Raw genomic sequence first — 15,286 nt, 5'->3', positions numbered from 1 at the left:
AATTAGTCGGTTACGCGAGTATTCTTTCGAGTGTTCGTCCACCACAGTGCACAGTCGACTACACGGCGCGCAAGCACGGTCACGGTGAGGGACCGATTGGACATGGTTCAACACGAAATCCGCCGAGCCCGTTGGCAGCGGACACGGCCAGGTGAGATCGTTGTTCCATGGGTGCGCGTTCAGTGAAGAACCTCCCAGCCGAGCTGACGAGCTTCATCGGCAGGCGTGATGACCTGCTGCGCGCGAAGAACCTGCTCACGACCTCGCGGCTGCTCACCCTGACCGGCATGGGCGGCACCGGGAAGACGCGCCTGGCCCTGCGGCTCACTCACGAGACCCACCGCACCTTCCCGGACGGCGCCTGGCTGGTCGAACTCGCCGATCTTCGCCAGGGGGCGCTGCTTCCCCAGGCCATCAGCGCGGTACTGGGCATCCGAGACGAATCGAGTGATCCGGTCGGCACCCTGATCAGCCACCTGCGAGGCCAGCGCTGCCTGCTCGTCCTCGACAACTGCGAGCATCTGGCCGAGCCGGGCGCGATACTGATCGGCGAGCTCCTGCGCGCGGCCCCGACGCTGAAGATCCTCGCCACGAGCAGGCACGTGCTCGGCGTCGAGGGTGAGCAGGTCTTCCCCGTGCCGTCGCTGGCCCAGGACCGCCGCGACAACCAGCCCAGCGAAGCGATGCAGCTGTTCGAAGAACGGGCCGCTTCCGCCGCGCCGAGCTTCCGGCTGAGCGCGGACAATCGCGAGATCGTGGCCGCCATCTGCCGTCAGGTCGACGGCCTCCCACTCGCTGTCGAGCTCGCCGCGGCCAACGTCCGCTCGTTCTCTCCCGCCGAGATCCTCGACCGGCTTTCCGACCCCGACCTGCTCACGGCGAGCGAGCGGACACGCCCTGCCCGCCACCGCACCCTCGACGCCGCGATCGAATGGAGCTATCGCCTGTGCTCGCCACAGGAACGACGCACCTGGGAACAGCTGTCGGCCTTCTCCGGAGGTTTCACCGCGCAGTCCGCCGAAGCGGTGTGCACCACCCTCGACGAAGACGTCACCGTGCTGCGCGCACTGATGGGGCTGATCGACAAGTCGATCGTCGCGCGAGTCGACGGTGCCGATGGCGGCCGGACCCGATACCGGATGCTCGAGCCGGTACGTCAGTACGCCGCCCAGAAACTCACGATCGCGCCCGACGCCGACGAGGTGCGCAGGCGCCACCGCGACTACTTCCTGCAGCTCGCCCGGTGCGGGCTGGAGGCCTACTGCAGTTGCGGTGACGTCGAATGGTTCGCCACGACCACCACGGAGCGCGCGAACCTGCGGCAGGCACTCGATTTCAGTCTGTCCGACGCGCGCGACCCCGAGATCGCGGTCGAGATGGCGGCGACGCTGCGGCCGTTCTGGCAGCAGACGGGAGCCATCCTCGAGGGATATCGCTGGTTGTGCGCGGCTCTGGAACGGGTCGCGGCGCCAGGACGGCCCCGCGCGGCGGGCCTGGTCTCGGCGGCCGTCCTCGGTTTCCTTCTGGAGGAAACCGAGCGCGCGCGGGCCCTGCTCCGGGAACACGTGGAGTTGACGGCCCGCCACGGGTACGACGAATTCGGCACCCTCGTGCTCTTCGCATCCGCACTCGAGGCATTCGCCGACGGTGACGTCAGGTTGGCCTTCGACCGGTCGGAGAAGGCCGTCGAATCGGCATCCGACCGGGAGAATCCGGGCATCGTCGCCGAGTCGATGGCACTGGCGGCGTTGTACGCCTTCGTGCTCGATCACGAGCAGGCCGAGACGATAGCGGCCCGCTTCGTGTCCTATACCGAGTCGCACAAGGCGCACCTGCTGAAGGCGGTGGCGTTGTACCCGCTCGGTGCCGTCCGGTGGCGCAAGGGCGATGTGGCATCCGCGACCTCTCTCATGCGCGAGGCGCTGCGGCTCTACCAGATGTTCGACCATCCGGGAATGGTCGCGGTGTGCGTCGAAGGCCTGGCGTGGTCGGCGGCCGAGACCGACTCCGAGCGGGCGGCGACTCTGCTCGGGGCGGCTAAGTCGGTGTGGAAGTACAGCCAGATGCGCCTTCCCGAAACCGCCGTCGGCCAGGTCGGGCAGACCATCGAGGCGCGCCTCCGGCAGGACATGGGCGACCTGGGGTTCGAAGAGGCCTTCGCCGCGGGCCAGCAGCTGTCCTTCGACGACGCCGTGACACTGGCCATCGGTGCCCCGGCCGAACCTGCTCACAAGCCGAAGAAGCCCTCCGCTCGCGCCGGGCTGACCCGGCGCGAGCGAGAGATCGCGGCACTCGTCGTCGACGGCCTCACCAACCGGGAGATCGCGGCCAAGCTCGTCATCTCCCACCGCACGGCCGACGCGCACGTGGAGCACATCCTCGCCAAGCTCGGTTTCCGGTCACGCACGCAGATCGCGCGGTGGTTCAGCGAGCAGGAGCAATCGGGCTGAGGCCCCTCAGGCGGCCGTCGCCAGATACGCGAGCGCTTCCACACCGGCGGCGGTGAGGGAAACACCGCCGGCGACGGGACGATCCGATCGTGCGACCAGGCCCAGCCGCTCCAGCCTGCCGAGCGCGTACAGTTCCTCCTCCGCGGTGCCGTCCGGGTGCGCCGCCGGTTCGGCGAGCCCGGCCCACTGGTGCGAGTGTGCGAGCAACTCCGTGATCCCAATCTGCTCGAGCACGAGCAGGTCTGCGCTGTTCATGCGTGTGACCTCCTTGTCAACGTCCTCGAGCCTGCCGGACCGCGACCGGCCCGCCCATTGGCCAAACCACCTACGTAGGTACCTATGTCGGGCGTCACAGATCCAGCACGAGGCGCCCGCCGAGGCACCGGCTGACGCAGATCATCATCGTCTCCCCCGCCTCGCGCTCGTCCTCGGTGAGGTAGCTGTCGCGATGGTCCGGGGTGCCCTCGAGTACCGGGGTCTCGCACTCGCCGCAGTACCCCTCCTCGCAGGAGTACGCGACGTCGGGTACGGCATCCCGCACCGCGGCGAGGATGCTGTGTTCTTCCGGCACCAGAACGGTCGTGCCCGTTCTCCCGAGCACGACCTCGAACGCCGCTCCGGACGTGTCGGCCGGCCCGTCGGCGCCGAACCGCTCCACACGAAGCGACGCCCCGGTCGCGTGCGTGGCGAACTGCTCGGCCACGGCATCGAGCATCCCGCCCGGCCCGCAGGCGTACACCAGCGTGTCCGGGCCCGCACCCCGCAACGCGGCCGCGAAGTCGGGCCGCCCATGCGTGTCCTCGGGACACAGTTCGAGTCGTTCGGCCGGATAGGCGGCCAGGTGCTCGCGGAACGCCATGCTCGAGAGCGTGCGTCCGCCGTAGAGCAGCTTCCACGACGCGCCACGCGCACACGCGGCGGCGATCATCGGCAGGATCGGGGTGATGCCGATTCCTCCGGCGAGGAACAGGTACTTCTCCGCCTGGTCGAAGGGGAAGTTGTTCCTCGGCTCGCCGACGGTCAGCTTCTGCCCGGTCGCGGCTATGTCGTGCAGTTCCCGCGAACCACCCCGGCCGTGCTCTTCCCTCAGCACGGCGACGACATACTCCTCGGCCCGGTTCACGTCGCCGCACAGCGAGTACTGGCGGGACAATCCGGACGGCAGCGTGACATCGATGTGTGCCCCGGGTTCCCAGCGGGGCAGCCGGCCACCACCGGGCTCGCGCAGGACGAGCGAGATGACGTCGCGGGCCTCCCGGCGCACCTCGTCGATCACGAGGTCGAACTGCCTTCGAGCCATCGTGTTCAGCTCCTCGCCGCGTCGAGGACGGGCGCCAGGCGCTTGAGCAACTCCATCCAGTCGCCGCCGGACTGGATCTCCGAGCAGAAGTTCGTCTCCACGATCACGCCCTCGAGGCCGGCCCCGGCGGCCTCGAGGGTCCGCTCGGCGACCTCGTCGACGGTGAGCCGCTTGCCCGCCGTCGACTCCAGCGCCACCCGATAGATCGCGCCGACCGGCGCGCGTCCGGGTTCCCGCATCTCGTTGATCTCGCCCAGCGTGTCGACCACCTGCCGTATCGGCATCGAGCCCGGGTTCCACAGGTCGAAATCACGTGCGGTGCGAACCAGTCCCTTCGCCGACCACATCCCGGACATCAGCTTCGGCCTGCGCAGTGGCTTCGGCCGGATCAGCGAAGGCGCGATGGTGAAGAACGGCCCGTCGTGCCGTACCGGGTCGGCACCCCAGCAGGCGAGCAGAGCCGGAACGAAGTCGTCCATCCGCCGGCCGCGGGTGCGAGGGTCGACACCGACCGCCTGGTGTTCCTCGTGCGACCACCCGGCGCCGAAGCCGACCGTCGTCAAACGCCCCCCACTAAGCTGGTCGATCGTCGACAGACGCTGCGCCAAGGGCGCCGGCCAGTGATTGCCGCCGACGAGGATGCTGGTGCCCAGCTCGATGCTTTCGGTCCACGCCGCGACGGCCGCGAGCAGCTCGGTGGGGCCGAACACCGACTCGTACGCCTTGGGCTGGGCGGAGGCGCTCCCGCCGTACTCCCCGCTCTGCGACAGCGCGTACAGGAAATGGTCCTGCACCCATAGGTGCGCGAAGCCCATCCGCTCCGCTTCCCGCGCGAAGTCCTTCACGAGCGGGCCGTCGACGTGCGGACCGAGCTGGGGAAGGGCAAGGCCCACCGCGATGGCGCTCACGACCGCCTCCTCACTGCGACTCGAGGACGACACGCTTGATCCGGCTCAGCTGAGTCCTCGAGATCCGCCATCGCCCGTCTTCGTTGCGGTACTCCTCGGTGTAGTGTCCGTATCCGGTGTGCGACTCGTACTTGCTCTCCTGCGGAGTCTCGACGATGTCGAACATCGGCCAGATACCGCGAGCGTGCGTCTCGTCCAGGATCTCGATCTCGGGTACGTGTCCGTGGTGGACAGAGACCGCGCCGTCGAAGTGGCGCCTGGCGGAGTCGACGAACTGTTCACGTGTCATCGGCTTGCTCGTCGACTCCGCGAAGTCGATTTCGAGGTCGGCGGTGAACAGCTCCGAGAACATGCCCCACAACTTCAGGTCCACCGCACGGAAGTAGCGTGCCTTCAGCTGCCTGATCTCCTCGATGGCGGCCAGCCTGCGGACCACCTGCTCAATCGATTCCTCCACGCCCGAACACCCTTTCCTCTTCGCCCAGTACTTCGCCAGAATAGTCTACTACTAGACAATCTCCAATACTCCTTCATATAGTCGATCAGTAGACTAATGACGGAGGGACCGGCGATGAGCGCGACGACGGCAACGAAGCCACGTTTCTCTCACGGTGGAGTAAGCCCGGAGGACACCTGGGCACTCGTCGAGAAAGCACGTTCCGGTGATTCGGAAGCGTTCTCGCTTCTGTATCGTCACCATTTCGACCTCGTGCACGGGTACCTGCACTCGCGGGCGGACTTCTCGCTCGCCGAGGACCTGACGAGCGAGACCTTCGCACGGGCACTGGCGCGCCTCGACCGGCTGACCCATCACCAGTCCACCTTCGGCGCATGGTTGATCACGATCGCCCGAAACCTGCTGCTGGACAATGCCAAGGCCGCACGGACCCGCTATGAGGTCACCATGCCGGAGGGCTGGGACTTCACCGACTGCTCCGACGATCCCGCCGTCGGTTTCGAACGCGCCCAGAACATCGAACTCGTCCGGCGATGCCTGACCGGACTGACGCGGGACCAGCGCGAATGCATCGTGCTGCGTTTCTTCCTCGGTTATCCGGTCGCACAGGTCGCGAAGGCCATGAACCGCAACGCCGGATCGGTGCGAGCATTGCAGGTGCGAGCCACGAAAAAGCTCGCCCTGCTGCTCACCGCGGAACGGACTTTCAGCGTCGCATGATCTCGGGGATGCACCGGGGGTCGGTGTGCGTGACCTCGCGGCCGGAGGCGATCCACTCACGCAACTTGTCCTGGATGGACTGTGAACGCACCTTGTCCGCCGAGAAGTAGTGCGCCGCGTACTTCTGCGCCAGGCAGGTCTCGACGTCTTCGGTCGCGAGCTGGGACAGGTACCGGCCCGCGGTGACGGCCTCCGCCGAGGGCCGGTCGACCCCGAGAAGCTCCGCATCGTCGTAGAGCCCGTCGATGTTGACCACCATGCCGAACACCGTGTCGATCGTGTCCTTGAAGGAGCGCTGGATCCGGCTCGCCAGCCCGGTGCGCTCGCCCGCCGAATCGCGGACGACGTCGCGCATGAGCCTTGCCTCGACGGCCGCCACCGACATGCCCTGGCCGTAAAGCGGGTTGAACGACATCACAGCGTCGCCGACGAGGACGAAGCCCTCCGGCATACGTTCGAGTTCTTCCCACAACCGACGGCGGCTACCCGGCATCCGGTAGGTCTCGACCGGGGCGAGGAACTCGGCTTTCCGTGCGATCTCGCCCACCAGCGGACTCGGGGCCTTGTCCAGATGCGCGAGAAACTCCTCCCGGTCCGACGGCGGGTCCGCGTGCACCATGCCCAGCCCGGCGACGAGGTACAAGCCGTTGTCGCACGGCACGACCGCGGCCCCCTGCGGATTACCCGGGTGGGGATGCGCCAGCACACCCTTGACGCCCTCCGGGAGTGCATCCTCCGGCAGCCGCACGGGCACGGTGGCGTAACCGATGAACGAGCGCAGCTCCACCTCCCTCGGCTTGTCGTAGCCGAGGTTCTCCAGCCACGCACCGGCCCGCGACGAGCGACCGCTGGCGTCGACGACCAGATCGGCGCTGATCGAGGCTGCGGCGCTCCCGCGCAGGGTCACTCCGGTTACCCTGCCCGCGTCGTCCGTGCCGATCAGTCCGGCCGCGGTCGCCTTCACGATCTCCACGTTCGGAAGTTCCGCGACCCGGCGGCGGATCACCCACTCCAGGGCCGGCCGCCGCATGCAGACCACACGCGCTTCGCTTTCGACCCGGCCACTCCAGCCCTGAGCCGTGTAGACCGCGAGGTCGGCGGGCGAATCGACGACCACCCCGCCCGCGGCCTGGAAATCCTCACCCAGGCCGCGAAGAAGATCTTCCATCGCCTCCTGCCCCACCGCGAGCAGCGCGTGCACCTGCAACCCCTGGGGGACCCCGCGGCGATGCTCGGGGCCGTGCGGCAGTTCGTCACGTTCGACGATCGTGACGGCGTCGAACGTTTCGCTCAACGCGGCCGCGCTCAGCAGACCGGAGATGCTGCCACCAATGACCACCGCTCGGCCAAAGCTCACTGAACCGACCTCCACACTCGCAGCCACGTTGTGAACACGGAGACCATAGACGGCAGAAACACTAGTGGTCAACTATTGGCAGTCCGATTAAATTTTCGCCTAGCCTCCACAGATACTCGACCTATAGACTATTGTGGCCTCGACTACAATCGAGAGACAAGGCGGATCGCATGTGGAGCAGAGCGGCTTCCCGGGCGGGACCGGACCGGCGGCGCCGGCTACGGCCCCGCCGGGTGCTGGCCACGATCCTGCTGCTGGCCGTAGCGGGCGCCACCGTCGGCGGCTTGCTGCGGTTCCAGGTCAACACGAAGATCGAATCGTTCCTGCCCGCGAACGATCCGTCCCTGACCGCGGTCGAGGACAAGGCCCGCTCCTTCGGCGGCGATCCGATCGTCGTCCTGCTGGAGACGCCACAGCCGCGCCAGACCCTGCTCGACCAGGATCAGCTGGGCCGGCTGCTCGCTGTCGAGGGAAAACTCTCACGGTTGCCGGACGTCGCGGCGGTGTACGGCCCGGCGACCGTGCTGAACCAGATCGCGATCTCCGCACAGGATCTCATCGCACAGATCGCGGGCCGGCGTGACGCCGTGCGCGCACAGGCCGAGCAGGCCGCCCGCGCCGCCGGGCTGCCCGCGACGACCGTGACCGCCCGCGGCGATCAGGCCGTCGCCGCCTTCGACCTGCGTTACGGCTCGTTGCTCGTGCAGGGCCTGCCCACCGGTCTGCCGACGCTGCACAACCCGAGGTTCGTCGAGAACGTCATCTATGACTCCACCGGGGCGCCGCGGCCGGAATGGCATTTCGTCGTACCGAGCCAGAACAGCATCGCGGTACTGGTCCGGCCACGGGAAAACCTCGATCAGGAGCACACAAGCCACCTGGTTTCGGCCGTCCGGTCCACCGTGGCCGACGCGAAGCTGACCGCCGATCGCACGACGATCACCGGGATTCCGGCCATCACCGCGGGCGTCGCGGACCAGGTCGCCAAGGAGGCCCCCCTGCTCGCCGGCCTCACCGCACTCGCGATGATTCTGCGGCTGGTGCTGGTGCCGGCCAGAGTGAGCAGGCCGCGCAGGCTGATCCCCCTCGCCGCGAGCCTCGCCGGCTCGGCACTCACCTTGGCGCTCTTCGGCTGGCTGGGTGTGTCGATGTCGTTCGGCGCGGTGGCGCTGCTGCCGCTCCTGCTCGGTATCGGCAGCTCGTTTCCCATCTACCTGCAGTCACTCGCCGGGCGGCGGCGAGTGCTCGTGACCGCGCTGGCCAGCGCGGTGGCTTTCGGCTCACTCGCCGTCTCACCGCTGCCGTTCGTGCGGGAACTCGGGCTCGCGCTCGCGGTGGGCGTCGTGATGACGGTCCTGGTGGCGCTGGCACTGCACCGGTCACGGTCCCACGAGCCGCCCGAAAACGCACCACTTGATCAGGTCGCGCTCCGGCCGCGCGTCCGCTGGCCGCTGCTGGTCCTGGCCGCGGCCGTGGCCGCGGCGGGCTGGATCGGCCTCGCGGGTGCGTCGATCCAGGCCGACCCGAGGGACTTGGCGCAGGGCCTGCCCTCCCTTGAGGACGCGCAGCACGCCGAAGCGGTGCTCGGTTCCTCAGGCGAGGTCAACGTCGTGCTCCAGGGTGCCGACGTGCTCAGCCCCCAGGCACTGGCATGGTCCCGCGAGGCGGAGAACGCCGTCACGGCGAAGTTCGGTGCTGACGTCCGGCCTGTCCTGACGCCCGCACGGCTGCTCAGCTTCCTGGGCGCCGCACCCACGACCGACGAGATCAGCGCGGGGCTCCGGGTCCTGCCCACCTACATCACAAGCGCCGTGATACGACCCGACGGGCAGGAGTCCCTGATGACCTTCGGGGTCAAGATCGGTGACGTCGGGCAGCAGGCCCGGCTGCTGTCCGACCTGCGCGCGGCGCTGCCCCCGCCACCACCCGGACTGCGCACCGACGTGGCGGGGCTTCCCGTAGCGGCGAACCGCGCTTACACGTTGCTCTCCGACGATCGCTACCTGGCGAACCTGGCCGGGATCGGCGCGGCGGCAGTGGTGCTGTTCGCCGGGTTGCGACGCCGGGGCGACGCCGCCCGCGGGTCGCTCGCCGCGGTACTGGCGACCGGCTGGACGCTGGCGGGTATCACCGTCGCCGGGCTCTCGCTCACGCCCCTGACCCTGGCACTGGGCTCGCTCATCACGGTGACGGCATGCGAGTTCACGGTGCTGCTCGCCAACGCTCACGGGCGGCCCGGCCGGCGGGTGATCGCGTGGGCCTGCGTCACGTCGGCGATCGGCTACCTGGCCCTGCTGCCGTCCTCGCTGGCTCTGTTGCGCGATTTCGGGCTGGTGCTGGCGATCGGCGTCGCGGCGTCCTACCTCGCCGCGAAGGCCGTGCTCATCCTGCTGCCGGCCCGGCGGCCGGCGGCGGAACCCCTCATGACCGCCGCAACGGTGCGGAAGGAGATCTACTCGTGAAGGTATTGACACGCACACGACCGGCCGAAGACACCGAAGACGCGGCCGCCGCCGGGCCGCCTCGCAAGCGGTGGCCGACAAGGCTGATGCCCGGCACCTTCCGGGCCCGCCTGGTCGCCGCGCTCTGCGCGCTGGTGGTGGCGGGTGCGGCCATCGCGCAGATCGTCGTCGACCAGCTGAACCGGCTTCCGGAGGGCGCGGCCTTCGCGATCGGCGACCGGATCGTGACCGTGCAGGACATGCAGCGGCGCACCGATGTGCTCAAGGCACTGTACGGGATCCAGCCGCCGACGGCGCCGGACCAGCTCGACAAGTTCACCCGCGACACCGCGAAGGCCGTGGCCGTCAGCACGATCCTCGACGACGCCGCGCAGGCCGAGGGCGTCGTCGTGGCCGACAAGACGGCGAGCGACCAGCTGGCGACGGTCATCCACGACAACTACAACGGCGATCGCAACGCGTTCCTCAAGACCCTCGGCGACAAAGGAGTGTCCGAACAGGATGTTCTCGACGAGATCAAACGGCAGCTGCGCAATGCTCAGCTCTTCGCACGCGTGACCGCGCCCGCGAAGCAGGCCGACGACGCGGCCGCCCAGGCCTACTACAACGACCACAAGGCACAGATGGTCTCGCCCGAACAGCGCGATATCCGCAACATCGTGGTGACCTCGCAGGACCAGGCGACCCAGATCGCCCAGCAGGCGAGCTCCGGCACCGATTTCGGGGCGCTGGCCAAGCAGTACTCTTTGGACGGACAGACCAAGGACAAGGGCGGCGAGCTGGGCCTGGTAGCCGCGACCGACCTCGATCCCGGCTACGCCTCGGCGGCCTTCGGCGCGCAGAACGGTGCGGTGTTCGGGCCGGTGCAGACGAAGAGCGGCTGGAACGTCGGGCAGGTCACCAGGATCCAGGCGGCCGTGCCGCTGTCGTTCGACCAGCTCAAGGACGCGATCAAGGCACAGCTCGACAACGACGCGAAGATGGCGATCTGGCGGGACTGGCTCGGCGGGAAGATCAAGGACGCGCAGGTGCGCTACGCGTCGCCCTACCTGCCCGCCGACCCGGACTCGCCACCTCAGCAGCCCATGGGCAGCTGAGCAAGACAGGAGGACGAGATCATGGTGGTATTCCTGCTGATTCTCGCGGCGTGCGGGCTCACGGCCGCCGCGCTGCTCACCAAACTGATCGTGCTCGCCTACACCGCGGTGGCCGTGTGCGTGCTCTGCCTCGCCGTCCTCGGCAGGCCCCTGTGGCGCGATCTTCGCGCACGCGGGAACTTCCGGCGTGAAACCCAGGAAGCCGAACCCGCGGCGCCCGAAGAGGACGACGTCGCGGAAGCGCCCTCCGAGCCGGTCGAGGACGCGGTTGTGTACGTGATTCCCGGCCGGATGCGTTATCACCGCGAGGGCTGCGCGTTGCTCGACGGACGCGACCACGAGCGCCTGACGCTCGATGAGGCACACGAAGAGGGGTTCTCGCGGTGCACGGCCTGCGGCGAGGCCTCCCCCGCCGCGGAGCCACACCGGGAAGGACTCCGGCGCTAACCGTGCGGTCACAGCGGGAAGGGCTTCGGCAGGCCCCGCGCCATTTCCCGCAGCAGGCCCAGTATCCAGCCGCCGATCGTGCGCAGCAGATCGGCGAACGGCCCGGGTGCCACCACGGCCAGCACGAGCGCGCCCAGTACCGCGGCGAGATAGGCGACGAACACCAGATTTCCCCAGGAAAAAGCACAATGGCTCGATGAACGCCGACAACGGAACAACCGTGTCAGGCGTTCATCGAGCCACATGCGGCGGGAGTCAGCGCACCGCGCTGACCCGGTCGTCGATCCGGCCCTGCACCGGCGAACCGAACTCCGCCACGTCCTTCGCCGGCGTGTAGCCGAGCTCGAAGGGCTTGCGCTTGAGCACCAGTTCGAGGATCAGGGCGAACACCACGATGCCCAGTGCGATCGTCGCGAGCCCGAGAATCTGCGTCGGCAGCCAGGGGTAGTTGCCGTTGACCGCGATCCACGACGGCAACGCGATCGCGCCGTACACGGTCGTCACCGACAGCGGCGTGATGACCAGCATCAGCAGTGAGCGCCAGCCCCGTAGGAAATCCTGGAAGCGGTAGGCCAGCGCCGCCGCCAGGAAGACTCCGATCGAGTTGCACGGGATCCACCACCACGGCAGCTGCGAGACGATCACCAGGGGTTGGTTGCCGTAATAGTGGTACACGTTGAAGCTGAGCAGGATCTCCTCGAACACGACGTCGCCCACCGCGGCCCCGCCGAGCATCAGCCAGATCGTTTTCGTCGAGGGTTTCGAGGCGAGCAAGGTGAACATGAAGAAGTTGAACGCGCCGTACCCGAACCATCCGGCCGCGATCCACCACGGCATCTCGCGTCCCAGGATCGCGTAGGCCTGCCCCAGAGGCTCCGTCGCGCTCCACGGGAAGTAGACGCCGCCCATCACGTCGAAGAAGACCTCGGGGATGCAGATCACCGCACCGCTCAGTGCGATCATCAGCGGCAACGGGGACTTCGTCCGCACCCACTGGATGATGCCGAGTGCGACACCGCTCAGGCCGATGACGGTCATCACGATCGTGGCGCCGATGTTGTTGTTCACCGGGTACGGCAGGTCCGGCGGCGGCGGAGTGCCGTAGGTGCGGTCGAGCGGTATGTCGTGATGTGCCTTGAGACCTGTGATCAGCAACATGATCGCGATGAAGAGGACCGTCGCGACCGCCGCGATGATCTTCCCCTTACTCACACCCGGGCGTGAGTGATGTGTCGCCGTTGACATAAGTTGCACTCCTCACTTGCGAGACAACTAAATAATTCATTAATAGACCATTAGGTAGACCACCACAAGAGCCGCGCACGCGGCGGCCAGGACGTGACAGAGCGCCGCCCCCCGCCGCAGTGAACGCAGTTTCCTTTCCCTGGCGGCCGCGGAACGCGCGGCGGGTACCAGGTCATCGGCGTTCCGCCGGCCCCAGCGGCCCACCGACCAGAACACCACCGCCGCGATCGCGAGCCCGGCCAGGTAGACCAGTTTCACCGCCGTTGCCACGGGACTACTTCTGCTCGGGGTAGATGCGGGTGAACTGGCCGCCCGGTCCCGGATTCGTGGCCGCGCCGGGAGCGGGGTACGGGTTCTTCCAGCTCAACACCGTCGGCAACCGCACCGGAACACCGTTGGGCACCTGCTCGTTGCCCATCGCGGGTGCGAGCCGGAGGTAGGCGATGCCGGCCTCGTCCGTGAAGCTCATGATCGAACCGAAGTTCGTGAAGAACGCCGCGAGATCCTGACCGTATGGCTGGAGGTAGCCGAGCATCGGGTTCAGGTTGGACATCGTGGTGCGCAGCGTGGGCACGAGTGCGCGCGCATCGGCCGTGACCGCGGGCAGCCGGCTCAGCGTGTCCGGTGTCCGTGCGAGCGCATCGTCCAGGCTCGGCATCATGCCGCGCAGATCCGCGGTGGTGGCCGGCAGTTCGTTCAACGCGGAGGTGAGCGCGGGTGCCGCGTCCTTCAGGTCGGCGGCGACCGGTCCCAGCGACGTCGACAGGTCGCGCAACTTGAGCGTGGCTTGTTGCGCGCTGCCCAGTACGCCGGGCAGATCACGCATCGTGGCCCGCAAACTGTCCGCCTGGCCGCTGGTCGCCGACGTGATGCGCTGCGCACCGCGAACCAGCTGGCCCAGCTGACCTTCGCTGCTGTTCAGCGCGTTCAGAACCGTGGCCGCCTCCTGGCTCAGCGCGGTCAGGTCCTGCGACTGCGCGGCGACCGCGTCGATGGCCGTATATCCCTGGTTTCCCAGGTTCCCCAGCCCGGAGAGCAACTGCGAGATGTTCTGCTGCGAGCCCGCCGTCGCGTCGCCGAGTGAGCGGGACAGGCTCGTGAGTGCCGCGCGCGTGTTCGGGTCCAGGCTGCGCAGCACGTCGTCGAGCTGCACGCTGGGCCGCACCGCCGACGCGGGCAGCGTGGTTCCGGGCGCCAGCTGCGGACCGTTTCCGTCCACCACGTCCACGTAGCCCTCGCCGACGAGGGATCGTTGCCCGACCCGGACCGTCGCGCCCTGGTGCAACGGCGCCGCGGACGGATCGAGCGTCACCGTGACCACCGCCCCGCCAGTGCCCCGGTTGTCGATCTTGCCGACCTTGCCGACGCTGACACCGGCCATCTGCACGTCGCTGGCGGTGACGAGGTTCCCGGCGTTGTCCGTCGCGAACGACACGGCGTAGGTGGGTGCGGACGTGAAGGGCAGCCGGACTCCGGTGCCGGTGAACATGTAGACGAAGACACCGACGCAGGCCAGCGCGAAGGCGCCGAGCACTCCGGTTCGCCACACGGCCTTCCTGCTCTTCATCACTTGGTCCCCTCGGGCTTGGTCGGGTCCGGGTTGCCACCGTGCGAACCCGGCAGCACTCCACCGTCCGGCAGTGGCACGGTGAGGTGACCGCGCACGAAACCGCCGTCGGCGTCGGAGGGCGCGAACACACCGGATGTGTTGTAGAGGAAGGCCGCGACGTCGTTCAGGTACGGAACCAGCGTCGCCGTTACCGGATCCAGCCGCTGGGACATCGGCCGCAGATGGCCCAGAGCCCCGTTGAGGTCGTTGACCAGCGGCCCGAGATCGGACACCACCGGCGCCGCCTTGGCCACCACCGGGCGCGCGGACTGCGCGGTCCGCCCCAGCGTGTCCATCAGCCCGGCGGTTCGCCGCAACACGTCCGGCAATGCCCCCGCGGCCTGGTTCACGTTGTCGAGCGTGGGGTTGAGCTGGCCGGTCAACCCGGTCAGGCTGCCCATCGCCCGGTTCAGCTGGCCCGTCGTGTCGGGCAACTGGTCCAGTACCGAGCGGAGATCGTCGTCGCGGGCGGACAGTGTGCCCAGCGTTTGCTGCAGCGAGTTCACCAGTCCCGCCATGCGGTCCTGGTCGCCGCCGGTCGCCGTGGCGATGCTCGACAGCGCGGTGACCAGCTGACTGACCTTCTCACGCCGTTGCCGCAGTCCGTCCGCCACGGGCTGGAACGACTTCAGCGCGTCGCCGGTGGCGTCGAGTCCGGCGGGCAGCGTGCTCGGCGCGTTCGCCAGTGCCACGTCGGACACCGACAGCAGGCTGCTCAACGCCGCACGTGTCCGGTCGTCGAGATGGTCGAGCACCTCGTCGGGCTGGATCGGCCGCGCGGTCTGAGCGGCCGGAATGACCGCGTCCTGTCCCAGGGGTTTGCCGGGCGGACCACCAGGGTCGACCTCCACGTACATCTCGTTGACCGCGCTCTTCGGCCGCAGCACGACATGCGCGTTGTCGTAGACCTCGCTGCCCGGGTTGACCGAGAACGTCAGCCTGGCCTTGCCCGCGGCCGTCACTTCCGACTTGACGATCTGGCCCACATCCACCCCGGCGATGCGCACCTTGGGGTTCTGGGACGGGACCACCGCCGGGGCGTTGTCGAAGTCGGCCGCGAAGACGAACCGGTCTTCCCACGGACCGATGAACTTGACGTTCGCCATGACGACGGCCAGCGTCGTCACACCCAGCACGATCACGATCAGGACCGCCACGGTGTGCTTGCCGAGTCCGGGAACGGTGCGCAGACGCTGCCAGGTACGCCTCGCCGAGAACTTCTTCGCCATGTTCG

The 15,286-nt window shown here is 68.2% G+C and carries 15 protein-coding genes; 5 read left to right on the top strand and 10 right to left on the bottom strand.

Features of this window, described 5'->3' with window-relative positions:
- Nucleotides 1–167 precede the first annotated feature (167 nt).
- The gene (locus HFP15_RS15330; protein WP_168515939.1) at nucleotides 168–2,450 is read left to right on the top strand and encodes an ATP-binding protein; all 2,283 of its coding nucleotides are present in this window, start codon (nucleotides 168–170) and stop codon (nucleotides 2,448–2,450) included.
- Between the two features lie 6 nt (nucleotides 2,451–2,456).
- Here the strand turns inward: HFP15_RS15330 and HFP15_RS15325 are convergent, their stop codons facing one another.
- The 4 genes from HFP15_RS15325 to HFP15_RS15310 form a co-directional block, all read right to left on the bottom strand.
- The gene (locus HFP15_RS15325; protein ID WP_168515937.1) at nucleotides 2,457–2,705 is read right to left on the bottom strand and encodes a hypothetical protein; all 249 of its coding nucleotides are present in this window, start codon (nucleotides 2,703–2,705) and stop codon (nucleotides 2,457–2,459) included.
- Between the two features lie 94 nt (nucleotides 2,706–2,799).
- A complete protein-coding gene (locus HFP15_RS15320; protein WP_168515935.1) occupies nucleotides 2,800–3,750 on the bottom strand; it encodes a PDR/VanB family oxidoreductase in 951 nt (316 codons plus the stop codon).
- A 5-nt stretch (nucleotides 3,751–3,755) separates the two neighbouring features.
- Complete coding sequence (locus HFP15_RS15315) at nucleotides 3,756–4,658, bottom strand: TIGR03619 family F420-dependent LLM class oxidoreductase (RefSeq protein ID WP_210717278.1); 903 nt, start codon at nucleotides 4,656–4,658, stop codon at nucleotides 3,756–3,758.
- 10 nt (nucleotides 4,659–4,668) lie between these two features.
- Nucleotides 4,669–5,115, bottom strand: a complete 447-nt coding sequence (locus HFP15_RS15310; protein WP_210717277.1) for a nuclear transport factor 2 family protein — start codon at nucleotides 5,113–5,115, stop codon at nucleotides 4,669–4,671.
- A 114-nt stretch (nucleotides 5,116–5,229) separates the two neighbouring features.
- Between HFP15_RS15310 and HFP15_RS15305 the strand changes: the two genes are divergently transcribed.
- A complete protein-coding gene (locus HFP15_RS15305) occupies nucleotides 5,230–5,835 on the top strand; it encodes an RNA polymerase sigma factor (protein WP_168515933.1) in 606 nt (201 codons plus the stop codon).
- Here the strand turns inward: HFP15_RS15305 and HFP15_RS15300 are convergent.
- The gene (locus tag HFP15_RS15300; RefSeq protein ID WP_168515931.1) at nucleotides 5,822–7,192 is read right to left on the bottom strand and encodes an FAD-dependent oxidoreductase; all 1,371 of its coding nucleotides are present in this window, start codon (nucleotides 7,190–7,192) and stop codon (nucleotides 5,822–5,824) included. The two genes, HFP15_RS15305 and HFP15_RS15300, sit on opposite strands and share 14 nt — an antisense overlap.
- Before the next feature lie 170 nt (nucleotides 7,193–7,362).
- On the opposite strand from HFP15_RS15300, the gene HFP15_RS15295 reads away from it, so the two are divergent.
- From HFP15_RS15295 to HFP15_RS15285, 3 genes are read left to right on the top strand one after another with little or no spacing between them, the layout of a single operon-like run.
- On the top strand, nucleotides 7,363–9,654 hold the full coding sequence (locus HFP15_RS15295; RefSeq protein ID WP_246271700.1) for an RND transporter family protein: 2,292 nt from the start codon (nucleotides 7,363–7,365) through the stop codon (nucleotides 9,652–9,654).
- A complete protein-coding gene (locus tag HFP15_RS15290; protein ID WP_168515929.1) occupies nucleotides 9,651–10,751 on the top strand; it encodes a peptidylprolyl isomerase in 1,101 nt (366 codons plus the stop codon). Before HFP15_RS15295 ends, HFP15_RS15290 begins: the two co-directional genes overlap by 4 nt.
- A 21-nt stretch (nucleotides 10,752–10,772) precedes the next feature.
- Complete coding sequence (locus tag HFP15_RS15285) at nucleotides 10,773–11,198, top strand: hypothetical protein (RefSeq protein WP_168515927.1); 426 nt, start codon at nucleotides 10,773–10,775, stop codon at nucleotides 11,196–11,198.
- Between the two features lie 8 nt (nucleotides 11,199–11,206).
- Here the strand turns inward: HFP15_RS15285 and HFP15_RS15280 are convergent, their stop codons facing one another.
- The 5 genes from HFP15_RS15280 to HFP15_RS15260 all read right to left on the bottom strand — a co-directional run bounded on the left by HFP15_RS15280 (nucleotide 11,207) and on the right by HFP15_RS15260 (nucleotide 15,281).
- Nucleotides 11,207–11,362 carry a hypothetical protein gene (locus HFP15_RS15280; protein WP_168515925.1) on the bottom strand — a complete coding sequence of 52 codons (156 nt, stop codon included), beginning with the start codon at nucleotides 11,360–11,362 and terminating at the stop codon, nucleotides 11,207–11,209.
- 91 nt (nucleotides 11,363–11,453) lie between these two features.
- Nucleotides 11,454–12,410, bottom strand: coding sequence for a hypothetical protein (locus HFP15_RS15275; protein ID WP_210717276.1), 957 nt, complete (start codon nucleotides 12,408–12,410; stop codon nucleotides 11,454–11,456).
- A gap of 72 nt (nucleotides 12,411–12,482) precedes the next feature.
- On the bottom strand, nucleotides 12,483–12,713 hold the full coding sequence (locus HFP15_RS15270) for a hypothetical protein (RefSeq protein ID WP_168515923.1): 231 nt from the start codon (nucleotides 12,711–12,713) through the stop codon (nucleotides 12,483–12,485).
- A 4-nt stretch (nucleotides 12,714–12,717) separates the two neighbouring features.
- A complete protein-coding gene (locus HFP15_RS15265) occupies nucleotides 12,718–14,010 on the bottom strand; it encodes an MlaD family protein (RefSeq protein ID WP_168515921.1) in 1,293 nt (430 codons plus the stop codon).
- The gene (locus tag HFP15_RS15260; protein WP_168515919.1) at nucleotides 14,010–15,281 is read right to left on the bottom strand and encodes an MlaD family protein; all 1,272 of its coding nucleotides are present in this window, start codon (nucleotides 15,279–15,281) and stop codon (nucleotides 14,010–14,012) included. Before HFP15_RS15260 ends, HFP15_RS15265 begins: the two co-directional genes overlap by 1 nt.
- Nucleotides 15,282–15,286: the final 5 nt, after the last annotated feature.

The sequence above is a fragment of the Amycolatopsis acididurans genome (assembly GCF_012328925.1).
GTDB lineage: Bacteria > Actinomycetota > Actinomycetes > Mycobacteriales > Pseudonocardiaceae > Amycolatopsis_E > Amycolatopsis_E acididurans.
Note: the sequence above shows the minus strand (reverse complement) of the source record. Positions and strands in the feature narration are given on the sequence as shown.